Below are 21,989 nucleotides of genomic sequence, written 5' to 3' on the forward strand. Positions count from 1 at the left end.
TCTATTCACTAAGTACATATTTTCTCAGATTTCAATTCCTCTATGGTGCGATTAATGGCTGGATGATCCGATCTCCGAAGTATGCCAACATTTTATTTCAATTCCTCTATGGTGCGATTAATGGTGTAGTAAGTGGCAAAACCATCCTTGCACATTCCTATTTCAATTCCTCCTGTTTTGTGCGATGGGACACCCAAGCTAAGTTTTCATGATTGCAGAGATTAGTTCCTGTTGTTCCTGAGTTGGTTTGAGAGGAACTGTTGTATAGGTTTTAGAATCAGGAAGGAATACCCTTATCTGGTACATGTTTTTGGTAAGCTCGATAGCTCTGTTTGCAGAAAATGATACTTTCCGTTTTTTAAGAAGTCTTTCCATTTCTTTAAATACAGCATAAGACACAAAACAGATACAGATATGTGTTTGTATTCTTTCCGGTATTCGGTGGTAGATTGGCCGTATTCTGATATCTGTCTTGCTGATCCGGAAAGCCTTTTCTATTTGCCACAAGTTTCCGTATGCATCAATAACCTCCCTGGCTTTCATATCAGTATTTGTAAGATATCCTTTCAGCCCATCCCATCTGGCATCCAGTTGATATTTGGAATAATCAATTGCTACTTTGATTTCTGATTCGAGCTTGAGGTACTTGTTATATCCTCTGTTATTGATACTGCTTTTGTCGATTTTCCCATTTTTGACCTTTTTCTCGAGCTTTTCAAGCCCCTTTTTTCTGTTATGGGCATCCTTCTTCAGTCTCTTGTCAGAAAAGCTTACAACCAGTCTATAACCGTCTTTTTTAACTTCTCCGGGATTGTCTTCGGTTATTTCCAGTTCCTGGATTGCATCTTTGATCTCTTTGCTCTCATTCCTGATTTTACCGCCCAGTACAAACTTATAACCGTGACCGATAAGTGCTTTGATATTGGCCCCGGACAGTAAGCCTGCATCTGCAATCACTATAGGTTTACCGATGGAAAACTTCTTTTGGATATTTTCCAGAACAGGTATCAAGGTATATCCCTCATAAGTACTTCCTTCAAAAATATCATATCCAAGCGGATATCCCTCAGAACCGACCAACAGCCCCAATTTTATCTGGGGGTGTTGATGCTTGCCATCTTTTGAATAACCGATTTTCCGCAGATCATCTTCATCCGGGGCCTCAAAGAATAATGTGGTCATATCATAGAAAACAATACCGATATGCCCTCCCAGAATCTTCTCAAAGTGTTTAAATGTTATTTTCTCTATATCCTCTTTGAACTCCTTATGGATCTTGTCCATATACCGATAAATGGAATAAACACTGACTTCCTTGTTCTTGAATCTGGACAGGTAATCTACTGTTTTTAGCTTGGAGCCCGGATAAACCAGCCTGGACATAACCAGGTCCCTAAATAGATCATCGCCTCCGATTTTGTGATAACCCATTGACTCATAAACTCTTCCGAGTATGTTGTCCGGACCAACTAATTCGATCTGGTTGTTGCCTACATTCGATAGAATGGATTTTAAGCTGCTGTCCCGGTCATTTGAAAACAGATAAGTCTGGCCTTGAATTCTCTCAATTTCAAGCTGGGCCTGGCGTTCAAGAATATCCAACTCCACAGCATCAAAGGAACTCCCGAATGACTTGACCACTTTATTGATCCTGCCAACTTTCTGGATAATCTGAATGCTGAAACTACCACTTGAATTCTTCTTACGTCTCACAAACATGAACTAAAAATAGACCGAGACACCCAAAATCACAAAATCAAAGCAAATAAATGGCTATATTTCAATCACTTAATTTTGAACTAAAACATATCCGCACAAAACAGGAGTACATATTTTCTCAGATTTCAATTCCTCTATGGTGCGATTAATGGCTGGATGATCCGATCTCCGAAGTATGCCAACATTTTATTTCAATTCCTCTATGGTGCGATTAATGGTGTAGTAAGTGGCAAAACCATCCTTGCACATTCCTATTTCAATTCCTCTATGGTGCGATTAATGGAATCAATTTCTTCGTCAATGGCCTTGACTTCTCTCAATTTCAATTCCTCTATGGTGCGATTAATGGAAAACCGGAACCACCCGTTGAGTTTGGTTCATTCAATTTCAATTCCTCTATGGTGCGATTAATGGAATCGAGAAAAACCAGATCAACTGCTGCGGAGTTGGATTTCAATTCCTCTATGGTGCGATTAATGGCATATTGAAGTATCATGACCGCACCAAGGCCATTGAATTTCAATTCCTCTATGGTGCGATTAATGGGATCAGAGCGAGCTTCTGCATGTCGTTTCTGTTGTATTTCAATTCCTCTATGGTGCGATTAATGGTGCTCAGGCTTTCAATTTCTGCCTGAAGCTTCTCGAATTTCAATTCCTCTATGGTGCGATTAATGGAAACATCGATTGGGAGGGAGATCCTACCCTTGTGAAATTTCAATTCCTCTATGGTGCGATTAATGGTCTGAGAGTTAGCAATACTTCCTTGAATTTTTCCCTATTTCAATTCCTCTATGGTGCGATTAATGGTATCACGGTAAGCCTGAGCTGCACGCCCGTAGGCTGATTTCAATTCCTCTATGGTGCGATTAATGGTAGGCTCAATAGGATTGATGCAATTTATAATTCTAATTTCAATTCCTCTATGGTGCGATTAATGGTAAGTCCTTTTATGGCGGCTCAGGCGTACAAAGACAATTTCAATTCCTCTATGGTGCGATTAATGGGTGGATATACCCTATGGATTCCCTGTTCTTTTGGCAATTTCAATTCCTCTATGGTGCGATTAATGGAACAATATCCGGGCAAAATACGGTGAATTATTCAAATTTCAATTCCTCTATGGTGCGATTAATGGTTCGTTAATGTCTGCAAGTGCTTTGTCAACTTCTTTTATTTCAATTCCTCTATGGTGCGATTAATGGAACGTCAATAGCTTTATACAGCTTATCACCTGACTTATTTCAATTCCTCTATGGTGCGATTAATGGGTTGAATTTTGTATATCACCTGCCATTCCCTTTACAATTTCAATTCCTCTATGGTGCGATTAATGGTTTCTTCAGGATCTTCAAATGTCAATCTGGCAATCAATTTCAATTCCTCTATGGTGCGATTAATGGGCAGGTCATCTGAGGATATCATTACAAATTCTTTCAATTTCAATTCCTCTATGGTGCGATTAATGGAGTATTTCATTTTCTCATTGAACACCATCCTGTCTGATTTCAATTCCTCTATGGTGCGATTAATGGTCTATCAAATAGGAATGAAATTGGTTTCTTTGTCTTATTTCAATTCCTCTATGGTGCGATTAATGGTAAGAAGCAATAAGACTATTTAGAACAATCCCCCAAATTTCAATTCCTCTATGGTGCGATTAATGGAATAATGGATTATAATATCCATGCCTTTGTACTCTATTTCAATTCCTCTATGGTGCGATTAATGGAGTATAAGAGCCGTATTGGGTGCGGACAAACTTACAATTTCAATTCCTCTATGGTGCGATTAATGGCGTACCAAATTCATTTAAATATTTTGCTTTACTTTCATTTCAATTCCTCTATGGTGCGATTAATGGGGACAGCAGCAGAGGCTTTGGCTTATGTCGAGCAAATTTCAATTCCTCTATGGTGCGATTAATGGGGAAGCCAAAGAATCTTTAATGTTTCTCCAACACTATTTCAATTCCTCTATGGTGCGATTAATGGTTGAGTGATACGGATAAATGATATTTTTTCTCTTAAATTTCAATTCCTCTATGGTGCGATTAATGGTTGGAGTTTTACGATCCTGCAACAAGTTCATTTGAATTTCAATTCCTCTATGGTGCGATTAATGGCGCCACCGGCAAGCGTGAAGCGCATCGCCTGGCCAATTTCAATTCCTCTATGGTGCGATTAATGGAGTATACTCAGGAGCCAATCCAAGCTGTTCTCTGATATTTCAATTCCTCTATGGTGCGATTAATGGGGTGTTATTGCATAAATGCGGTTACGATCTTACCTGATTTCAATTCCTCTATGGTGCGATTAATGGCTTCAAGTTCCTGCACCTTTGTTTCCAAAGTTGCTTATTTCAATTCCTCTATGGTGCGATTAATGGCCTGTAATTTTGGGTTGCTGTGTGGAAATGCTATCAATTTCAATTCCTCTATGGTGCGATTAATGGCGTTTTTATCGTTGTATTCAGATACATTCTGAGCGAATTTCAATTCCTCTATGGTGCGATTAATGGCCGTCTTTTCTTAGCCCATTTCTTTCTTGGTTGTTCATTTCAATTCCTCTATGGTGCGATTAATGGAAAGTTACCGTATTACTTGCATCGTATTCAAATACCATTTCAATTCCTCTATGGTGCGATTAATGGTCAGGACCACAGGTACATGCATCAATTTCCGTGCAATTTCAATTCCTCTATGGTGCGATTAATGGATAGACACCTAATGTCAAAGCCTCTGGCTCATTCATATTTCAATTCCTCTATGGTGCGATTAATGGGTGGTTCAAAAGCGGAATAGCCTTTCTGCCTTCTGAATTTCAATTCCTCTATGGTGCGATTAATGGAAGGATATGAGGAAGGTTTAACGCTTACCTTTAATATTTCAATTCCTCTATGGTGCGATTAATGGGGTTTTTTTCCATGCTTCATCAGGTACATTTTCTTTATTTCAATTCCTCTATGGTGCGATTAATGGATTCAAATGGCAGGCTGATAAAATGTTGGAATACTATTTCAATTCCTCTATGGTGCGATTAATGGAACGTCAGGCTCCCACCAATACTGCATTCATTCCAAATTTCAATTCCTCTATGGTGCGATTAATGGTCGATATGTCGGACACAGAAACACCCGACTTTAAATATTTCAATTCCTCTATGGTGCGATTAATGGGTGCGACCATCCAGAAGATGAAATTATACAAACTAAATTTCAATTCCTCTATGGTGCGATTAATGGGAATTATGCGCCCTATGTTGAGTTTGGAACAGGGACATTTCAATTCCTCTATGGTGCGATTAATGGAATTGACCTGTAGTCGGATTGACAACGGCTACTGAATTTCAATTCCTCTATGGTGCGATTAATGGATGCCGGGGTGATATACCCAGTTGTAGGCGTAGCTGATTTCAATTCCTCTATGGTGCGATTAATGGGATGAAAGCCAAGAAAGACTGTAAGGTTTGGGTTTGATTTCAATTCCTCTATGGTGCGATTAATGGTGAAAAGCAACATAAACATACTACCACTTCGCACTATTTCAATTCCTCTATGGTGCGATTAATGGAATAAAAGCCAAAGAAATGATTCTATTTTCAATTTTATTTCAATTCCTCTATGGTGCGATTAATGGCCGCCATACATCACCTGTCCAGGCTACTGTTTCCCTATTTCAATTCCTCTATGGTGCGATTAATGGTGGTGCTGGATAGTTTCCCGTATCCTTGTCTTTTCTATTTCAATTCCTCTATGGTGCGATTAATGGACCATTATCATATTTTTCAATCCATTGTTTGTCTAATTTCAATTCCTCTATGGTGCGATTAATGGGATCTTTTTGGTAACCGCTTTGCCTGTCTTTTCCTTATTTCAATTCCTCTATGGTGCGATTAATGGGAGAACATGAACATCTTTATGCATCTAGATTTATGAATTTCAATTCCTCTATGGTGCGATTAATGGATTTCAGTAAGGATATTATTAAAAATGCGTTCTACTATTTCAATTCCTCTATGGTGCGATTAATGGGTAGACTTCTACGATGATCAGAATAACCTTTGCACCATTTCAATTCCTCTATGGTGCGATTAATGGCAAGGCAAATCAGGAAATGGTACAATGATGATTCATATTTCAATTCCTCTATGGTGCGATTAATGGTTTAATTCAGCTTCGGTCAATACCTCAATTCTTTCAATTTCAATTCCTCTATGGTGCGATTAATGGTGGACTTGGCGGTAAAGATGTGTTTGGGGAATACGAATTTCAATTCCTCTATGGTGCGATTAATGGCGAACTATCTGTAAACAAGTCAATTGATCAGATATTATTTCAATTCCTCTATGGTGCGATTAATGGTGTGGCAGACACTTGGATTCATGTGATGGTTACTTAATTTCAATTCCTCTATGGTGCGATTAATGGAAGTACATCAAATCAAAAAAACTCACAGTCATCTAATTTCAATTCCTCTATGGTGCGATTAATGGTTCCTCGGGGATATCCGTTACTTCCCACTCTACTGAATTTCAATTCCTCTATGGTGCGATTAATGGTATTTTCCGTCATCAACTCATCCCAATTCTTTCCATATTTCAATTCCTCTATGGTGCGATTAATGGAGCTTGATAAAACCAAAGTAGATGCCATCGAAACTTATTTCAATTCCTCTATGGTGCGATTAATGGAATTATTGGGATTGGAACATTATCAAAGTAAAGAAAATTTCAATTCCTCTATGGTGCGATTAATGGTTTGCTTTCTGATAATGCTTACCTGACAGGGGAACTATTTCAATTCCTCTATGGTGCGATTAATGGCTTCCGAAACCGGCACTACCTCGCCCAGGCATCTCTATTTCAATTCCTCTATGGTGCGATTAATGGTGAAATCATCCAAAGGATCTTTTCACCCCAACTCTAATTTCAATTCCTCTATGGTGCGATTAATGGTGTGATCAAGGCGGTCCAGCAATCTCAGGGCATCTTATTTCAATTCCTCTATGGTGCGATTAATGGATTGTCTTGCGATTTTCCTGTGTCTCTGAATTCCTATTTCAATTCCTCTATGGTGCGATTAATGGATTGTAATTCTATGTTGTCCATATCGTAAAATTAAAATTTCAATTCCTCTATGGTGCGATTAATGGTAGCAAAAGAATGCCTCCCTACATGGTTGGTCATATATTTCAATTCCTCTATGGTGCGATTAATGGCCAGGTATTGATAGATGTTGATCCCCAGCTTTTCTGATTTCAATTCCTCTATGGTGCGATTAATGGTATGGTAGACCAAACAATTCTCCTGCAAAAAACAATATTTCAATTCCTCTATGGTGCGATTAATGGTTGACCTCTTGTATACCTTTGAAGGATCTCTTTTAAATTTCAATTCCTCTATGGTGCGATTAATGGTTGATATATTTGACTGTGTATGCAATACTTGCTCCATTTCAATTCCTCTATGGTGCGATTAATGGCATAATGATATTTTCTTAATCGTTTCATGAATAATATTTCAATTCCTCTATGGTGCGATTAATGGAAACAGCCCGAAAAGGGCTAAAAGCACTAATTCCCTATTTCAATTCCTCTATGGTGCGATTAATGGCCGGTACTGTACAAAAACTTCATTGCAGATCCCAAATTTCAATTCCTCTATGGTGCGATTAATGGAACGAGAAGGACAAAAAAGATTTTCCCCTGATATTCATTTCAATTCCTCTATGGTGCGATTAATGGTGACAGATCCTATCCATGAAGCCGCGGTACTCATGCATTTCAATTCCTCTATGGTGCGATTAATGGAACCGTCCCAAAGTACCCCACCCAATTGCCACATCTATTTCAATTCCTCTATGGTGCGATTAATGGGGTTTCAGGAATAACGGCATCCGTAAACAAAGCCAAATTTCAATTCCTCTATGGTGCGATTAATGGTATGGACATTGTTCATTAAGCAGTGATATACCTATATTTCAATTCCTCTATGGTGCGATTAATGGTCCTGAGAGATACATGATATTTAGGGAGGGAAATAAATTTCAATTCCTCTATGGTGCGATTAATGGATTCATCCCGTGGTTCATTATTCCAATGTACACCAATTTCAATTCCTCTATGGTGCGATTAATGGATTTGATTATAGATTCGCTTGATTCATTCGATCTTATTTCAATTCCTCTATGGTGCGATTAATGGTATCGTATTCATAGGTACTGTAAATTATGTATCCTTATTTCAATTCCTCTATGGTGCGATTAATGGTGTCGAACTTACCCCGAATTGAGTTACATTGATACCAATTTCAATTCCTCTATGGTGCGATTAATGGCGTTCTTGCCGATATTAAGAGTTCAGGTGTTAAAGGATTTCAATTCCTCTATGGTGCGATTAATGGGCCATACGGTCAATGCATCCAATATGGCAATATCTTATTTCAATTCCTCTATGGTGCGATTAATGGAATAATGTAGGTGTAGGCGATAAATCCTTCAATATAATTTCAATTCCTCTATGGTGCGATTAATGGCAAATTGGATGGAAACCACCTAATTTACCTTCATTAATTTCAATTCCTCTATGGTGCGATTAATGGTGGATGGGGTGATATGTCTCCAAGTGGAATAATTACATTTCAATTCCTCTATGGTGCGATTAATGGGATTTGGAAAACCTTTATGTCAACGATCAGAGATAAATTTCAATTCCTCTATGGTGCGATTAATGGTTTACTGACAAGGAATCCGCAGCATTCCACAGTCAAATTTCAATTCCTCTATGGTGCGATTAATGGGCTGTTGATATCCATTGACCGGTTGCACATTGCCAAATTTCAATTCCTCTATGGTGCGATTAATGGGAAAAGGTATGGCTTTACGCAACAGCCAGAGAATAATTTCAATTCCTCTATGGTGCGATTAATGGGACGACACAGAACAGGTGGACAGCTGCTGCAGGAGTATTTCAATTCCTCTATGGTGCGATTAATGGCCGTGGCCTCGTCATTAAAAATAGGTCATATTTCTTAATCTAAGCCTATTTTTTCATTTTTTTTCACTTTTAAAATTTTCGATCTCCAATAACCTGATTTTACTGGGGGTTCGACAACCCTTGTCCTGCATGTGAAAGTAAGTTTTTCAGTCAAATGCTCTACGCTTAATTTCGAAATCGGATGAAAAAAAATACCCTTCGACAACCAAATCCTCAAATAAAGATGTCCAGGTCATTTTTTTCCTGACCGATGATTTCCTTTTCCAACCACCTTTCTTCCCTGCTTTTGAATATGATCAAACTATCTTCTTCCTTTTTCATAAACTTCTTTGCCCTGCTGATCAGTTCCTTCAATTTGACTTCCGTGATCTCCCCCTCAAACACCGAATTCTGAATCCAGTTCAAGTATTCCCTACAAAGCTTTAACATCTTCACCACCCGCCTCTCTCCAATATCATATACTAATATTACATACATTTTCCACTTTTTTAAATCTCACATCTCATGTCTCGTGTCTCACATCTCAAATAGCTACCACCAAATCTTAAACGGCTGATAAGTCTCCATTTCCAATATGTGCTTGCTCAGTTTGTAGCACTCCAACTTGACCAAATGTTTATAACTAACATGTTTGTTCAAAGTCCGGTGTTTGATGGTCTCGTTCAATCTTTCCTCAAAGGCTTTGATAAACACCCTTTTTCCCGATTCCTTCAATACCACTTTATTGATATGAATATCAAAATCCTTTGACTGTATCTCTTTTTTGTTCAAAACTCTGAAGATCACACGGTCAACCAAAATGGGTTTGAAAATCTCAGCAATGTCCAGGGCAAGGGAATAGCGCCGAAAGCCCGGTTCATGGAGAAAACTGATCGTAGGATTCAATTGGGTATGGTAGATCTGATCCAGACACATGGTATAGCACATCATATTGCCAAAGGATACCAAAGCATTCACCTCATTGAGGGGAGGTTGCTTGCTTCTGCCTTCCATTGCATGTTCCTTTAGGATCACATCAAATGCATCATAATATATCTGCCGGATATTGCCCTCTATGCCCATCAGTTCGGGAATCTCGATACAACCATGGATTTTGGAATTGAGCTCCTGAATCTTTTCAAGTTGAGCGGAAAGATCTTTTTCCCTATTGATATAATATTTGAGGTTCTTGGAAATATTAAAGGCTGCACCTTCAACAAATTTCCTTGCTATTTTAAGCCTTTTATCCTTGGAGGCATAGTGGAGGGTTTGTTGTACTTGCATCTTGCCCGCAAGCAGATATTCTTTGGGCTGGAAACTCCCGGTATAATGCTCATAGTAATCAAAGAAATGTACACTGATTCCGGCCTTACCAAGAAAATTGTATAGGGCAGAATTTGCATCCAGGCTCCCGAAACAGTAAAGGTCAGATACACCTTCGACAGGAATATATTTGGGCTGCCCCTCCCGCCCACTTTCATCCACAGGGGTGAATTTCAGTGTATTGTCCTTTCGGCTTATTCTGCCGGGGTTAAAGAGGTAATAGGTTTTCTTCATTGGCGTAACAAAAATCATAATAGCTGCACTTTTTGCAAAAGGGCTTGTTGATTAGATCGGGACAATTATCTTGGTGGATAATCTGCTTGGTGAGTGCGATCCAGCCCTCTACTGTCAGAAGGTCTTCCATTTCCCATTCCACAATCTGCCTTTGACGGAGTTTGGGGTATTCAATTATTGCTGAAGCTTCTGAGATCCCATTTTTTATCAGTATGTACAGGTAGTATTTCACTTGGGCAAAGTGGGCATGCTCTACCTTATCAGACTTCTTTACCTCATGGATGACTTTGTTCTTGGCATCATAAAAGTCAATCTTGATGCCATCGATTTCCAGTTCGGTATATTTGACTGACCTGTCCTGATAGGATGTCTCACCGATCAATTTTCCCTCAGCCACAATATCAGAAGTATGCTCCATCTGTATCCCATTGGCAAAAAGCCAAAGTTTTCGGTGGCAGGTGTGGAGATAGGCGATATGGGTTCCGGTGATAGGCATTAGAATATTAAAAAAAAAAGCTACTCCGATTTAAAGAAGTAGCTTTAGTCAATTATGGATTTAATATTGATATTTGATTTTCATAATCAAATGCTATCATTTTATCAATTAATGCCTTTTCGGCACGTTCGAGGGCATCGGCAGTTTCTCCTTTCGTAAGAATAAATCCACCAGCCTGTAAGGATATAAATGTTTCTACACCATTTAGATTTTCATCAATGATTGGGTCTGCCTTCCTGGAATCTTCTTCTGATAATTTGGCTCGGATGCTTCCTGCAACTAAATTGGCATTATCACTAATGGCGATGGCTAGCGTGTCCATTAAACTAAATGTTCTAGACTGATTTGATGTAATCCTCCAATTGATTATAGCCTGTGCGAGACCTTTTACCCACTTCTCTCTTAGCGATTTTGGAGCTACTAAACATGGACCAAACACATTTTTGGACTCTATCCACCCTTCATCTTTTAATTTCTGAATGGTAGTTTCAGACATTTCGGGCTCATTAGAATTGAGACTTACTGAAAATAGTCTTCTCAAATCAATTGCAATATCAAAAACAAAAAGACCTGTCGCTCTATCTGCAGGATTAAGCCATTTTCGGCCTAGGCTTCTATCCGTATTTCCTTCTACCTTTAACAGTTCTGCAATTTCATTTTCTGAAAGTTCTTTACCATCAACTCCACGAACAATTACCTTATTATTAGGACGTTCACTTCTGTCGTAGGTGCCTGCTTCACCACCTCTAATATCAATCCCTGCCAATAGTGGGTGAAGTGCCCTCATAGCAGAAATGGATAATGGACTCCTACGCTTTAATGTTCTTTCACCTCCACCTTTTATAGCTTTCATCCAGCCACCAAATAACTGATCAGGGTAGGTAGGGTCGCAGGTTCCATAAACCTCACCTTCTCCTAACTTTTTTTGTTTGTCAACATCAAAAATAAAAGTAGTAGGTGATGGCATAAGATTTAGGCTTTCGCAAACAGATTCAAGTAGAGATCTTTTTACTTGTTGACCACTTGAAAATGGAATTGCTCGTCCGAATTGTTGATCAAAATATGTTTTTTGGCCATTGGCCACATTAAACACAGTATGCTCTGCTCTTTTTAGTGTACGGATATAAATAGTGTTCATATTTAATTTGTTTTACGTTGTAAATAGGAATAATCAAATTTTAAAAGTGTGATGAAATAGATAAATTCTTCATTAGTCATTAAGTGAATTTCGTTTCTCAGTTGCTTGATTTCTTCAAGATTAGATTCATCAGCATCAGAAACGATTGTCGTGAGGTGTTCAAGGAATTCCTTTTTTGATTTCGTATCAAAAAGATTTTTATCCACAAGTGTAATTCGTGAATTACCTTTTCCTCCATTGCGATACGATAGAATGACTTTTGCTATTTCCATCGTATAGTCTGTAATTTGTTCTTTGTTTTTAGATAACATAGCTATTAACCAGGTTTTGTATGCTTGATAATTGATTAAATCTTCTTCTTTTTTAAAATTTAAATTTTTTCCATCCTGCATGTATTTGACCAAACTATCAGGTCTCAGAGCAAGCAAGCCAATACTTCCCAACTCACAGGCGCGTTTGATATGCATCCCAAACAGGCTCTCAAATTCTTTGGAAGTAGAATACTTTCCACCAAATAATTGGCTGTAAACATCCTTTATCCTTGTGCCTGACTTGAACTGAAAAGGAATGAATCCGATAGTTTTGTTGGTCTGCCCAAATCCATATACATATCCCATCAATTCTTCTTTAGGGAATACTTGAGAAAGACTGAAAAATAATTGTGACCAATTAACCGTATTGACTTCTGCAAGGGATGTATCTACTTTGAAAATCCCATTACCTTGAAGCTCTGTAAAATCAAAATCTTCTCTAAATTTGTCAGGATCCATTGAATAGGTCAACCATTGACCATTCCACGTATTGATTTGGTTTCCTCTTAACTTATCTAAAGTGGGGTCATTCAAATATTTGCGGTAATTCCTCCATCCTTCAAATGTTTGGAGGGTGATAATTGGGTTGTCAAATAGAATTGAAAATCCACCTGCTACGGTAATTCCCAGACCGCTTCCTATCCAGGAAAGGTACACTTCATCCTCATCAACCGGAATAATTAAATCACTAACCAATCCCGATGTACTAGCATATTCTCTTTCATCAGAAGCAGGAAAACCCATAGCAATACTTGCATCTAAATTTCCCTTTACAGATTGAGCCTTTTCCATGAATTTCATGAATCTTTCATCTCGTTTTTCTTGACTTTCAAAAGGAATAATTCCTTTAATCATTTTTTCCCAACTGATTTTTGGGTTTTCGAAAGGTGAATTACCTCCAGACATTAAATATTTTTCATGATTAAAGAATGTCTGCCGATATTCTTTCTCGAAAAATTCTTTGGGGGAATATCCCTTTCCATATTTTTCGTTGTATGCCTTTAGAAATGTTCTTCCTATTACTGATGTGATCATAACATTTGGTTGTTTACATCAAAATTTGATAGTTTAATTAGTTTGATATCTAAACCTAATTCGAAGCTGTATGCTTTGTCAGGTATGATAAATGGGCGGTTGCCTACTTGCAATTGCCTCATTTCTTTTATACTGAAATACCTTATTGGAATCTCCATATTCAATCGTTCTTCATAAAATGAATTCGTGTACAAATCCTCATCTCCTTCAGTGATACAGGAAACAGAATCTATATCCAACAATTCGAAAAGGATTGATTTATTTCTATGAGTTAATTGATCAATACGAATGCTTCCATCTGCCTTGAAAATGGCATGTTCCTCTATGTTTAAAAAATCAATTCTCGGGAAAACTTGGTCAATCTTTTCTTGAAGACTTCGTTCATGTAAAGTCTCTCCATTGGGAAGCACATCAAAAGATCTGTTTAATACTTCTATATCATAAGGAAGTGCATCTATTTTATTTTCAGGCGGAGCTATTACAAATACAGGCTTAGTTTTCCCTATAATTTCCGAGCTTCTTTTCCTGTTTATTCTCCCAAATCGCTGGATTAAAGCATCCATGGGAGCACACTCAGTTATCATTATATCAAAGCTAATATCTAGACTCACCTCTACAATTTGGGTAGAAACTACAATACACGCCTTTTGACTGGTGTTATACTGTCCAAACGGATTGCCTTCATCATCTAGGCCAATTAATTCCTTTTCTTTTAAATTTCGGTCACCGCGCTTAAACCTGCTATGTAAGAGCAAAATATCAACATTGGGATATTGATCTTTCAGTAATCGGTAAACATCTTGGGCCTTGGCTACTCTATTACAAACAATAAGTACTTTTTCATCCTTTCTAATTGCATTTTGAATCAATAACTTCGCATCTTTAAAATTCTCCAACTTGTGTACCGTATGCCTGTCAAACTTATCCATTTCTTCATTTGATAATTTGACTTCCAAAACATCCTCTCCAAGTAGGTCAACTATCTTATTATATAGTACTGTAGGCATGGTAGCCGTACCAATGTGGATAAGACAATTGATTGATTTTAATATCTCGACAAGCTTTAACACAATTGCTTGAGACACTCCGGTGTAGGTGTGAATTTCATCCAAAATTATATCACATCCTTTTAAGTCAAGCAATATCGCCTCATATCCTTTCATGCCAAATGCAATGGCGGCTAATTGATGCGGGGTTAATATTTTGATGGAAGAGCCGAATAAAGACTGCAAAACAGATTCCTCCTCACCTTCTTTACGCTTAATGACACTGGAAGAGGCGTGCAATACTCTTATGTCTAAATCAGGATTTGTTTTTTGTAAATCGCTAGCTACGCGCTTGTACATTGCATTGATAGAAGCTTGGAAAGGCAAGGTGTAGAAAACCCTACCTTTGGTTCTTTTAAAAAGATAATCGGTCTTACCTGCACCCGTACTTGCTACAACAATAGTATGTTTTTTCGCAGATGACGTATCCTTTTGAGATAGGGGATAGAGTTCGTGGGTTCTATTATAAAAACTGAGATTTGGAGTTCTAAAAACACGCTCCAGCTCCTTATTTGTTTCATTGATTAGCGCGGAGGCGAAATGATCCGCTCCCATTAAAAGTCCACGCCAAAATGAATAGCCTCGTTCTTTGGTTTTTCTCTTGCAAAATTTGATGGCTTTGCTAAGGTTATCCCTTGCCACGTCTTCACCAAATGTTGAACAAGTAATCCCTAAATCATTTAATAAATGAAAGGCATAAGGGCTCCAATTCTCCCAATCCCCAATATGGAAATCTTCATAACCATCGACTTCATTTTCTAAATCAAGTAATCCTTTGCCACCGGAATCCTGACGAACAGACTTATGATGCCCAGCAACCATTTCAATTAAAACCTCATGTTCCGGCTCAGGAAAAACAGATAAAAAAAGAAGTGAAGAAATCTCATGTCTAAGAACATTTTTATTACTATCTTTTTCCTTCAGCCTTTTTTGAAATCTTGGATGTGCCTTTCCGATATCATGCAAAATAGCTCCTTTAAATGCCAATTCTTCATCCAATTTCAAATGTTTGGCGAATACTTTTGTCGCACTTGCAACCTGCAAAAGATGATCTTTCAAGGGTGTCCATTCTGGTGAAGATTTGGCAAAAAGCTTTTCCATATTTTAGACATTTACAGGTTGTCCAACAATTCTTATCCAGCCATACATTGGCTCTTGGGTAATTCTATGATACCCTACTAATAATGATTTGTCATTTTTCTCAAAAACCAACTCATAACCTGCAAACAATTCTTCATTGCTTTCAAATTCAGCTTTTGTAGTTTCCACTATTTCTTGGGGGAATAAAATATCTTCATTTCTACACAAACAGATGTGTTGAGAAAAAGCATTCTGTGCATCATCTTTGTTTTCAAAAGCTAAATACAACTGAGGATTGTGTAATAATCCTCTCATAATAATTGCGTTTGGTCTGTCAAAAAGATAATGTGAACCTTTACGGGTAGAATTCCAGCCCCTTGTTTGAATCACTTCCTGTTGGTTGGTTATTTGGCTATAGGATAGTCTATGACCTTTAATTTTTAATAATCCAGTTTCATTTAGTAACTCTGGAAACAACTTTTTCTCAATCCCCTCCACAATGGACGGGGTCAAAAACTGCTGGCTGAAAGTTTCACTATCCCTCACTGCTGTCCAAGGTTTTATAAATCCAAATTGACCAAAATATTTTACCACATAGTACTTCATATTCATCTTTATTTTAATGCACCAAATCCAATTCCGGTGGAGTTTCCTATACCTACATTCCAGGCAAATTTTATTTGATCAGGACTTCCTTCTATGATTATAGGGCACATGCTCGCTCTACAATCTATTCCGTTAAATGAGATTATTTTTGTTTTGGGATTACGGTAAGTTTTATCAAAATAAACATTCACTCCTTCATGGTTTAGTCCAGCCTTTTTTAACTTGGTCTGGAGCGTTTGAGTCATTAACATATCACTCTCTTTATCAGAAAAAATATAGTAATGTTGTCTACTGCCGGCTTTTCTCTTAATGAATATCGGACTGTTTAGGTAGAATTTTTGAATGCTTTCTACTGGTGGGTCATCTGATAGTACAATTTCCTTGACAGTCATACCGAAATTTATTTCTGGGTCTTGCTGAATGCCTTTGATCACTGATCCCAAAAGGATTGATTCATAAGTGCTGATAATCCATTCAGCCCCATATTTAAAATCAAAACCATCAATATTGATTTTGCCACCCATTAACCATGAAAGGGAATATAAAGAAACATCATCATGGATATGATTTTCACCTATCCATTTATGAAAAGCACCAACCAATTGTCTTTGGTAGTCGAAAGGTACTTTTTCAGTATTAGCAGATAGTTTTAAAGTTGCTCGCATATTTTTCTCTATAAGATTTATAGTTTGTTATATATCTTGGAAATTTTATTCATTAGCCTTTCAATTCTGAGCTATCAATTCCCAACTTCATTTAACTCCCACACACCCAAATCCCTGACTCCCCAATTGCCCAAACCCGGCATAATATCCGATTTCATGAAGCTCAACCAGAACTCGCAATTCAAATTCATACATATAACCGATCAGCATTGTTTCCTGTTCTGTCAGCTGTTTGATCTTGACCCCGTTTTTATACACTTTCCCTTTTGGTTTAAATTCAAAGTCGGGTAGGATTGGTTTTTCTGATTCTTGCCCAATCACAGTTTTGATGAATGCCATTGACTTGGAAAGCAGGTTTTGGACCATTAGCATGCCATATTCTTTATCTGCAGGATGGAGATAATCTTCCCCACCATCTAATCTTTTTCTCTTAATAAATATTGGGGAAAGGCAGTGGTAATGCATTGTTTCCTGAAATAGGGGAGGGCTAACCGCCTCAATGGATGAAATCACATAATTGACTTTGCTGACCTTGTCCCCCAATACAAATACTTGATCCATAAACAATCCCTTGATAAACTCCTCAGCAGCCCGGTCAACCAAGAAACTGATCTCAAATTCAGCCTTCTCACCAAAATGCTCGATTCGGCCTGCTTCCTTGATAATTTTATAATTCTGAAACTGAATCCTGGAAAATGTAAAAAGCCTGAATTTTTTACCAAATGCCAGATAACCTTGGTCATGTAGGAACTTACTAAACCCGCTATTTGCCCGGTCTATGGTCCTGTATATCGCTGAGGACAACTCATATTGGTAATTGATGGGCAAATACCAACCTCCTCCTTCTTTTTGTAACCTGATTTTAAACCTCATTGGTTGCTTTCTTTTTAAAATTAAGGGTAATCTAATGCCTCTATAAAAACCAAAAAAACTAATGACACAGGATGTCAGAATATATTTTCAGTTGCTTTAGCAAGTTTTAAATAAAAACAACACCAAACAATCCCGTAAACAGGGTATTTTTTTATCAAAAGCACTGTTTTTTTTGGATTATTAGGATACTTTCATTTGATTTTTTAAACAATTTGGGTAAAAGTAGTTTGAAATGCATTTCAAAAAAATCTGAATTCTTAAAATTCCAAGCAATATAGCTTCACAATAAAAAGAGGATCCAAGTCCTAATAGGCAAATTTAAGACCGAACGCCCAAAAAGCCTGTTTCTCAAAGTTTACTGAAGGGTCTTCTCCTCTTGTATAATCCAAACCTATTATTCCCTTTTTGTTACCAGTACCCTTTAGAAAAGTATAATTTAGACTTCCTCTAAATATCTTTGGCGAGATATTCATGAATTCTTGTACCGAATTAGAAAAGTTTCTCCTAATCTGAAAATCTATCCCAAGAACTAAATCTTCATTTAAAAATTTAGGTAACAAAAAAAAGTTGGAGTTGAACCTCAACATCCATCTATATATGGATCCTTTTTGGGACTCCAATTCCGTTCTTATTCTATTTTCAGATTCAATTCCTACATACGGAAAATAAATAAAATTTAAAAGACTTTTGCTACTTCCTATACGTTGCCCCGGTTTCCAAATTTGGTTTTGCCACCAATTGCATCCACTTCTACAATATGTATAATAAAAGGTAAAATAAGCTTGAAACATTAAAGATTCATTCCCTTTTTTTAAATCTTTATTGAATTTTCCATTCAAAATTGAAACAGGAATAAAAAAAGGTTCACCAGGTCCAATTTTTCTCCATTGTTTCTCATAATTCAGACCGAAATTATAATTAAACTGTTCTTTCTCTATCAAAGTATTCCTATGATACTCGAAAATAGTTCTAAGATTTGTTGGAACAAATATTTCCTTATTTATCCATTCATAGCTTATTGCTCCATCAAACAACCAAGAACTTGTTTTATTTTCTGGAATTGTAATTGTAAAAACTGCCGGTTCAAGCATTAAACTTGATGTCTGAAAAGACTTTCTTACTGAAACTCTTTCTTTGAATTTCAATTTAACATCCAAAGCCTCATTTTCTTGGGATTTGACAGAGTTTGCCATAAATAAAAGTAAAATAAAAAACAACTTTTTCATCCTAAACTTTTAGTCTTTTTACCATTTCACCTGTAACATCTTTAACCTTTATAAACTTCAAAACATCACTTAATGTAAGCCAATTTCGATTTTCCGCTTCTTCGATCAATTCGTTCAATGAGTTTCTTAGTTGTTTGAAACTGTATTCATGCATCCCAATATCACTTTTTAGAAACATTTCATCGTCAATTTCTTCATAATCCTTTCTTCCAAGAATTTCCAAAATACAATAAACCTTGTGCTTAACAGAAGCTCCAAAATCTTCAATTTCCACTTGCTCATCTAAAATATATTTTAGGGCTGAATTTTCGAATAATTGTTTTAACCCTATATATTCTTCCTCATTAATACGGATATTCAATTTTTTTTTCATTTTTATAAGATTATGTTTAGATTCCTTTTTAACCTTTTCGGTATATTTTCAATTCCAATATTTTTTCGGTCAAAACCCAGAAATTGCTGAAGATTAGAATTATACCTTAGGCAAATTCGCTAAAGGTTTCTTACCCTGAGGAAGACTATTAAGGTAACTTTGGGTAAAATCAATCTTGAGTTCAGTCCAAAGAAGAAGATGATCCGACATCTGCCAGATTACCCATTCTTTATTGTAATAATTTCTTTTTTCTAAATCAGTACAGGGTTGTCCTTTTTTTGCCTTTGGTATCAAAGTTCCTTATTGCAATAGGCATTTCATCATAATAATATTGGAAATCTTCATCTCTAAATACACCTTCTCTAAAGTCGAATACCCCCGTCTCATCAAACTCTAATCTTTTACTTTGTTGATTTACAGATATTCACTAAAGACCTAATGCTTTTTTTAATGCCAGACAATCAATTTTGGTGTCCGGAGGAGCAATTTCCCAATTAATGCTTCTGGCAATAATAGTCCTGAGTTTCAAATCATCTTTGTTTCCAATGATAATTCCATGAGCCCTATTATTGGGCATACCGATTGGTTCAGGGTCGTTAAAAATAGGATCATGTTCTACCAATTGCTTATAGGATGGAAGATTAATTCCTCTCCAATCCCTTGCCCTTGTACTGTAAACAAAAAACTCCTCAGGTCTTTTAAAAACTGATTTTCCAAATTTATACTCTTTTCCTCTTAATTCACGTGTCTCTTGGGGACTATGGTATTTGCTCCAATCACAAGATTTATCTGGCCCCTCTTTTGGAGTATTGGTAAGGTTCGATTCTGGTACAAAAGGTTCTCTATCCTCTTTATCATATTTGACTGCATGAATATGAATAAAAAAGTATAGTTTATCTTGATCATTAATGGTTTCCTTAACCCACATTTATCAAACAAATTTCTTTAAATAATTTAGTATGTCATGATCTAGTTCAGATGGCACAAATCCTCCCTGCCTGCCTAGGATGGGATCATATTGGTCAAAATAAAAATTGGCAACCTGACCACTCTGATCCCGAAAATTAATGATTAGAAAACTCGAATTATCCCTCCAAACCAAATCAATGGACCCATCCCTACATGGATTCACCTCAGGGTATGGCAAAAATTTCCCCAGATTTTTCAATAGCGAATTTCCATAGAAAATTATAAATAACACTGCATGCTTTAAATTTTCTGAATCAGGTTTCAAAGCACCTTCTTCATCCCAGTTGTCATTTAATGATGCAACCTCCTTAATTTCTGATTCAAACCTATCACTGAAATAGTAATTTTGAATTTCTCTTGTGGTATATATGGATTGAAAATTTGATTGATCAATAGAAATCTCTACGATTTTTGGAAGAAAACTTTTTCTGCTTATACCCCAATCTTTATTGTTTTGTTGGGTATTATGATAGCCATTCTTTTTTCTGTATTCCTTTTGGGTTCCAATTGCAGATAATTGCATATTATAAAAATTTAAAGTGTGTCTTAGATTTAATGGTACGTTCTTTCTCCAATGCACGTGCCAACGTTTCAGAAAGTTCCAATATTTGGTTTCTCGTCATAGTAAAATAAATATCCTTTCTTCCGTCTTCTTCATTAAATTCTATTTTAAGCCTATGCAATAAAATCGCATAATTTTCAGAAAACTCAGAGGCATCTTTATTGAATATAGGTCGGATATCTGTCAACACCCTTCCCTGACTAAATAAATGTTCGGCTTCTTGATATAGGCTTGCCGCCTTCAAACTTAATATTAATAAATGGCTTGAATAAAAAAGATCTTTTATTCTATCTGTCAATAATTTTGTTTGATTTTTCTTTTTTGGATTCAGCTTCCTATTAAAGGATGCGGAAAACCCTTCAATAAAATCACCATCAATTTCACCGGCGTCAGCATGTAATAAAAACACACTGATCAATGCCTTAAATATATCCTTATAATCTTGGTTTAGGGCTCCGATATACTGGTCAAGGCTTTCAAAAATTTCCCTTTGGCCATCAAATTTTATAGTTGATACAATTTCTTTAAATTTTTCATAATCCTCAGTCGAAAACAGACTCAATGATCGGAAACCATCCAAATGACTTTCAGGAATCTCTATATATTTCATAGGTTTTTCACTTTAATTAAAGATAACCCACTTTTTTTGAGAAAAGATTTATTTTTAGATTTTTTAACGAATTTAATTATATTTTGAGTATTCAAAAGATTGGCTTTTGAATCATGCATTTATTTTTTTCCAGCATCCCTGTCCCTTACCAAAATACCTGTTCATTTACTCTCCAAAATCCTTTTGATAGCCTCATTCATCTGCATCATGGTTTCCATCATCTTCAGCATTACCTCTGTCTGATTTTTATCTGCATAGTTGGCTTTTACATTTCCAGAAATTGAGAAAGGTGAATTAGTCAAGTGTTCAATGACATGACCAGGATTGGCACTGACGATTTGCAATGGATCCACATTTAAAAATTCAGCCACTTTTTGGATCAATTCTATGGTTATTTTGCTTTCACCTCTTTCGTACTTTGTATAGGCAGCTTCCTTTATCCCAAGATATTCTGCCACTTCCATAGCTTTCCTGTCTCGTAACTTTCTGAAAGTGGCCAGATTTCTACCTATATTTTTGTTCTCCAGCACTGTAAAACCGGAATCTTCATTCTCTCCCATGGTTAACGTTTTATTATACTAATTTAATGGATTTTTTAAATAATTGGGACAATCAAAGCCCACTTCTTTTATTTTTTATCAGAACAATCTAAATAGTAGTGTTAAACTACTTTAAGCACACCCTAAACTACTCTTTAAAATCTTTTTTTCAAAAGTAAATCCATAAAATTGTGCATGACATTAGTTCAACC

General features: G+C 36.7%; 16 protein-coding genes and 2 CRISPR repeat arrays (1 of these 18 running past the window's edge). All 16 genes read right to left on the reverse strand.

Translation table 11 applies throughout. The features are described 5' to 3' along the window. A CRISPR array of direct repeats spans positions 1–124; the repeat unit is 30 nt; unit sequence ATTTCAATTCCTCTATGGTGCGATTAATGG (it extends 499 nt beyond the left edge of the window). A 74-nt stretch (positions 125–198) separates the two neighbouring features. The 16 genes from B9A52_RS14895 to B9A52_RS14975 all read right to left on the reverse strand — a co-directional run bounded on the left by B9A52_RS14895 (position 199) and on the right by B9A52_RS14975 (position 21,798). Continuing rightward, positions 199–1,719, reverse strand: a complete 1,521-nt coding sequence (locus B9A52_RS14895) for an IS1634 family transposase (protein ID WP_084121202.1) — start codon at positions 1,717–1,719, stop codon at positions 199–201. 122 nt (positions 1,720–1,841) lie between these two features. Next, positions 1,842–8,712: a CRISPR direct-repeat array (repeat unit 30 nt; unit sequence ATTTCAATTCCTCTATGGTGCGATTAATGG). A 213-nt stretch (positions 8,713–8,925) separates the two neighbouring features. Further along, positions 8,926–9,189, reverse strand: coding sequence for a CRISPR-associated endonuclease Cas2 (gene cas2, locus B9A52_RS14900; RefSeq protein WP_084121203.1), 264 nt, complete (start codon positions 9,187–9,189; stop codon positions 8,926–8,928). 54 nt (positions 9,190–9,243) lie between these two features. Then, positions 9,244–10,248, reverse strand: coding sequence for a type I-B CRISPR-associated endonuclease Cas1b (gene cas1b / locus B9A52_RS14905; protein WP_084121204.1), 1,005 nt, complete (start codon positions 10,246–10,248; stop codon positions 9,244–9,246). After that, positions 10,223–10,744 carry a CRISPR-associated protein Cas4 gene (locus B9A52_RS14910; RefSeq protein WP_084121205.1) on the reverse strand — a complete coding sequence of 174 codons (522 nt, stop codon included), beginning with the start codon at positions 10,742–10,744 and terminating at the stop codon, positions 10,223–10,225. The genes cas1b and B9A52_RS14910 overlap by 26 nt, the downstream gene beginning before the upstream one ends. Positions 10,745–10,796: 52 nt before the next feature. Further along, positions 10,797–11,882, reverse strand: a complete 1,086-nt coding sequence (locus B9A52_RS14915) for a CRISPR-associated protein Cas7 (RefSeq protein WP_084121206.1) — start codon at positions 11,880–11,882, stop codon at positions 10,797–10,799. Between the two features lie 2 nt (positions 11,883–11,884). Beyond that, on the reverse strand, positions 11,885–13,228 hold the full coding sequence (locus B9A52_RS14920; RefSeq protein WP_084121207.1) for a hypothetical protein: 1,344 nt from the start codon (positions 13,226–13,228) through the stop codon (positions 11,885–11,887). After that, the gene (locus B9A52_RS14925; RefSeq protein ID WP_084121208.1) at positions 13,225–15,375 is read right to left on the reverse strand and encodes a CRISPR-associated helicase/endonuclease Cas3; all 2,151 of its coding nucleotides are present in this window, start codon (positions 15,373–15,375) and stop codon (positions 13,225–13,227) included. The genes B9A52_RS14920 and B9A52_RS14925 overlap by 4 nt, the downstream gene beginning before the upstream one ends. Positions 15,376–15,378: 3 nt before the next feature. Continuing rightward, complete coding sequence (locus tag B9A52_RS14930) at positions 15,379–15,948, reverse strand: hypothetical protein (protein WP_231955246.1); 570 nt, start codon at positions 15,946–15,948, stop codon at positions 15,379–15,381. A 20-nt stretch (positions 15,949–15,968) separates the two neighbouring features. Beyond that, positions 15,969–16,625 carry a CRISPR-associated endoribonuclease Cas6 gene (cas6, locus tag B9A52_RS14935; protein ID WP_084121209.1) on the reverse strand — a complete coding sequence of 219 codons (657 nt, stop codon included), beginning with the start codon at positions 16,623–16,625 and terminating at the stop codon, positions 15,969–15,971. Between the two features lie 87 nt (positions 16,626–16,712). Continuing rightward, positions 16,713–17,498, reverse strand: coding sequence for a CRISPR-associated endoribonuclease Cas6 (gene cas6 / locus B9A52_RS14940; RefSeq protein WP_084121210.1), 786 nt, complete (start codon positions 17,496–17,498; stop codon positions 16,713–16,715). Positions 17,499–17,803: 305 nt separating this feature from the next. Then, positions 17,804–18,724 carry a hypothetical protein gene (locus tag B9A52_RS14945; RefSeq protein ID WP_084121211.1) on the reverse strand — a complete coding sequence of 307 codons (921 nt, stop codon included), beginning with the start codon at positions 18,722–18,724 and terminating at the stop codon, positions 17,804–17,806. A 1-nt stretch (position 18,725) separates the two neighbouring features. Continuing rightward, positions 18,726–19,097, reverse strand: a complete 372-nt coding sequence (locus B9A52_RS14950; RefSeq protein WP_084121212.1) for a hypothetical protein — start codon at positions 19,095–19,097, stop codon at positions 18,726–18,728. 427 nt (positions 19,098–19,524) lie between these two features. Continuing rightward, on the reverse strand, positions 19,525–20,025 hold the full coding sequence (locus B9A52_RS14960; protein WP_084121214.1) for a hypothetical protein: 501 nt from the start codon (positions 20,023–20,025) through the stop codon (positions 19,525–19,527). A 3-nt stretch (positions 20,026–20,028) separates the two neighbouring features. After that, complete coding sequence (locus tag B9A52_RS14965; RefSeq protein WP_084121215.1) at positions 20,029–20,589, reverse strand: hypothetical protein; 561 nt, start codon at positions 20,587–20,589, stop codon at positions 20,029–20,031. Between the two features lies 1 nt (position 20,590). Continuing rightward, complete coding sequence (locus B9A52_RS14970) at positions 20,591–21,190, reverse strand: Mce/MlaD family protein (protein WP_157370170.1); 600 nt, start codon at positions 21,188–21,190, stop codon at positions 20,591–20,593. Positions 21,191–21,399: 209 nt separating this feature from the next. Then, the gene (locus tag B9A52_RS14975) at positions 21,400–21,798 is read right to left on the reverse strand and encodes a helix-turn-helix domain-containing protein (protein WP_084121217.1); all 399 of its coding nucleotides are present in this window, start codon (positions 21,796–21,798) and stop codon (positions 21,400–21,402) included. Between the last annotated feature and the right edge of the window lie 191 nt (positions 21,799–21,989).

The organism is Aquiflexum balticum DSM 16537 (assembly GCF_900176595.1).
GTDB lineage: Bacteria > Bacteroidota > Bacteroidia > Cytophagales > Cyclobacteriaceae > Aquiflexum > Aquiflexum balticum.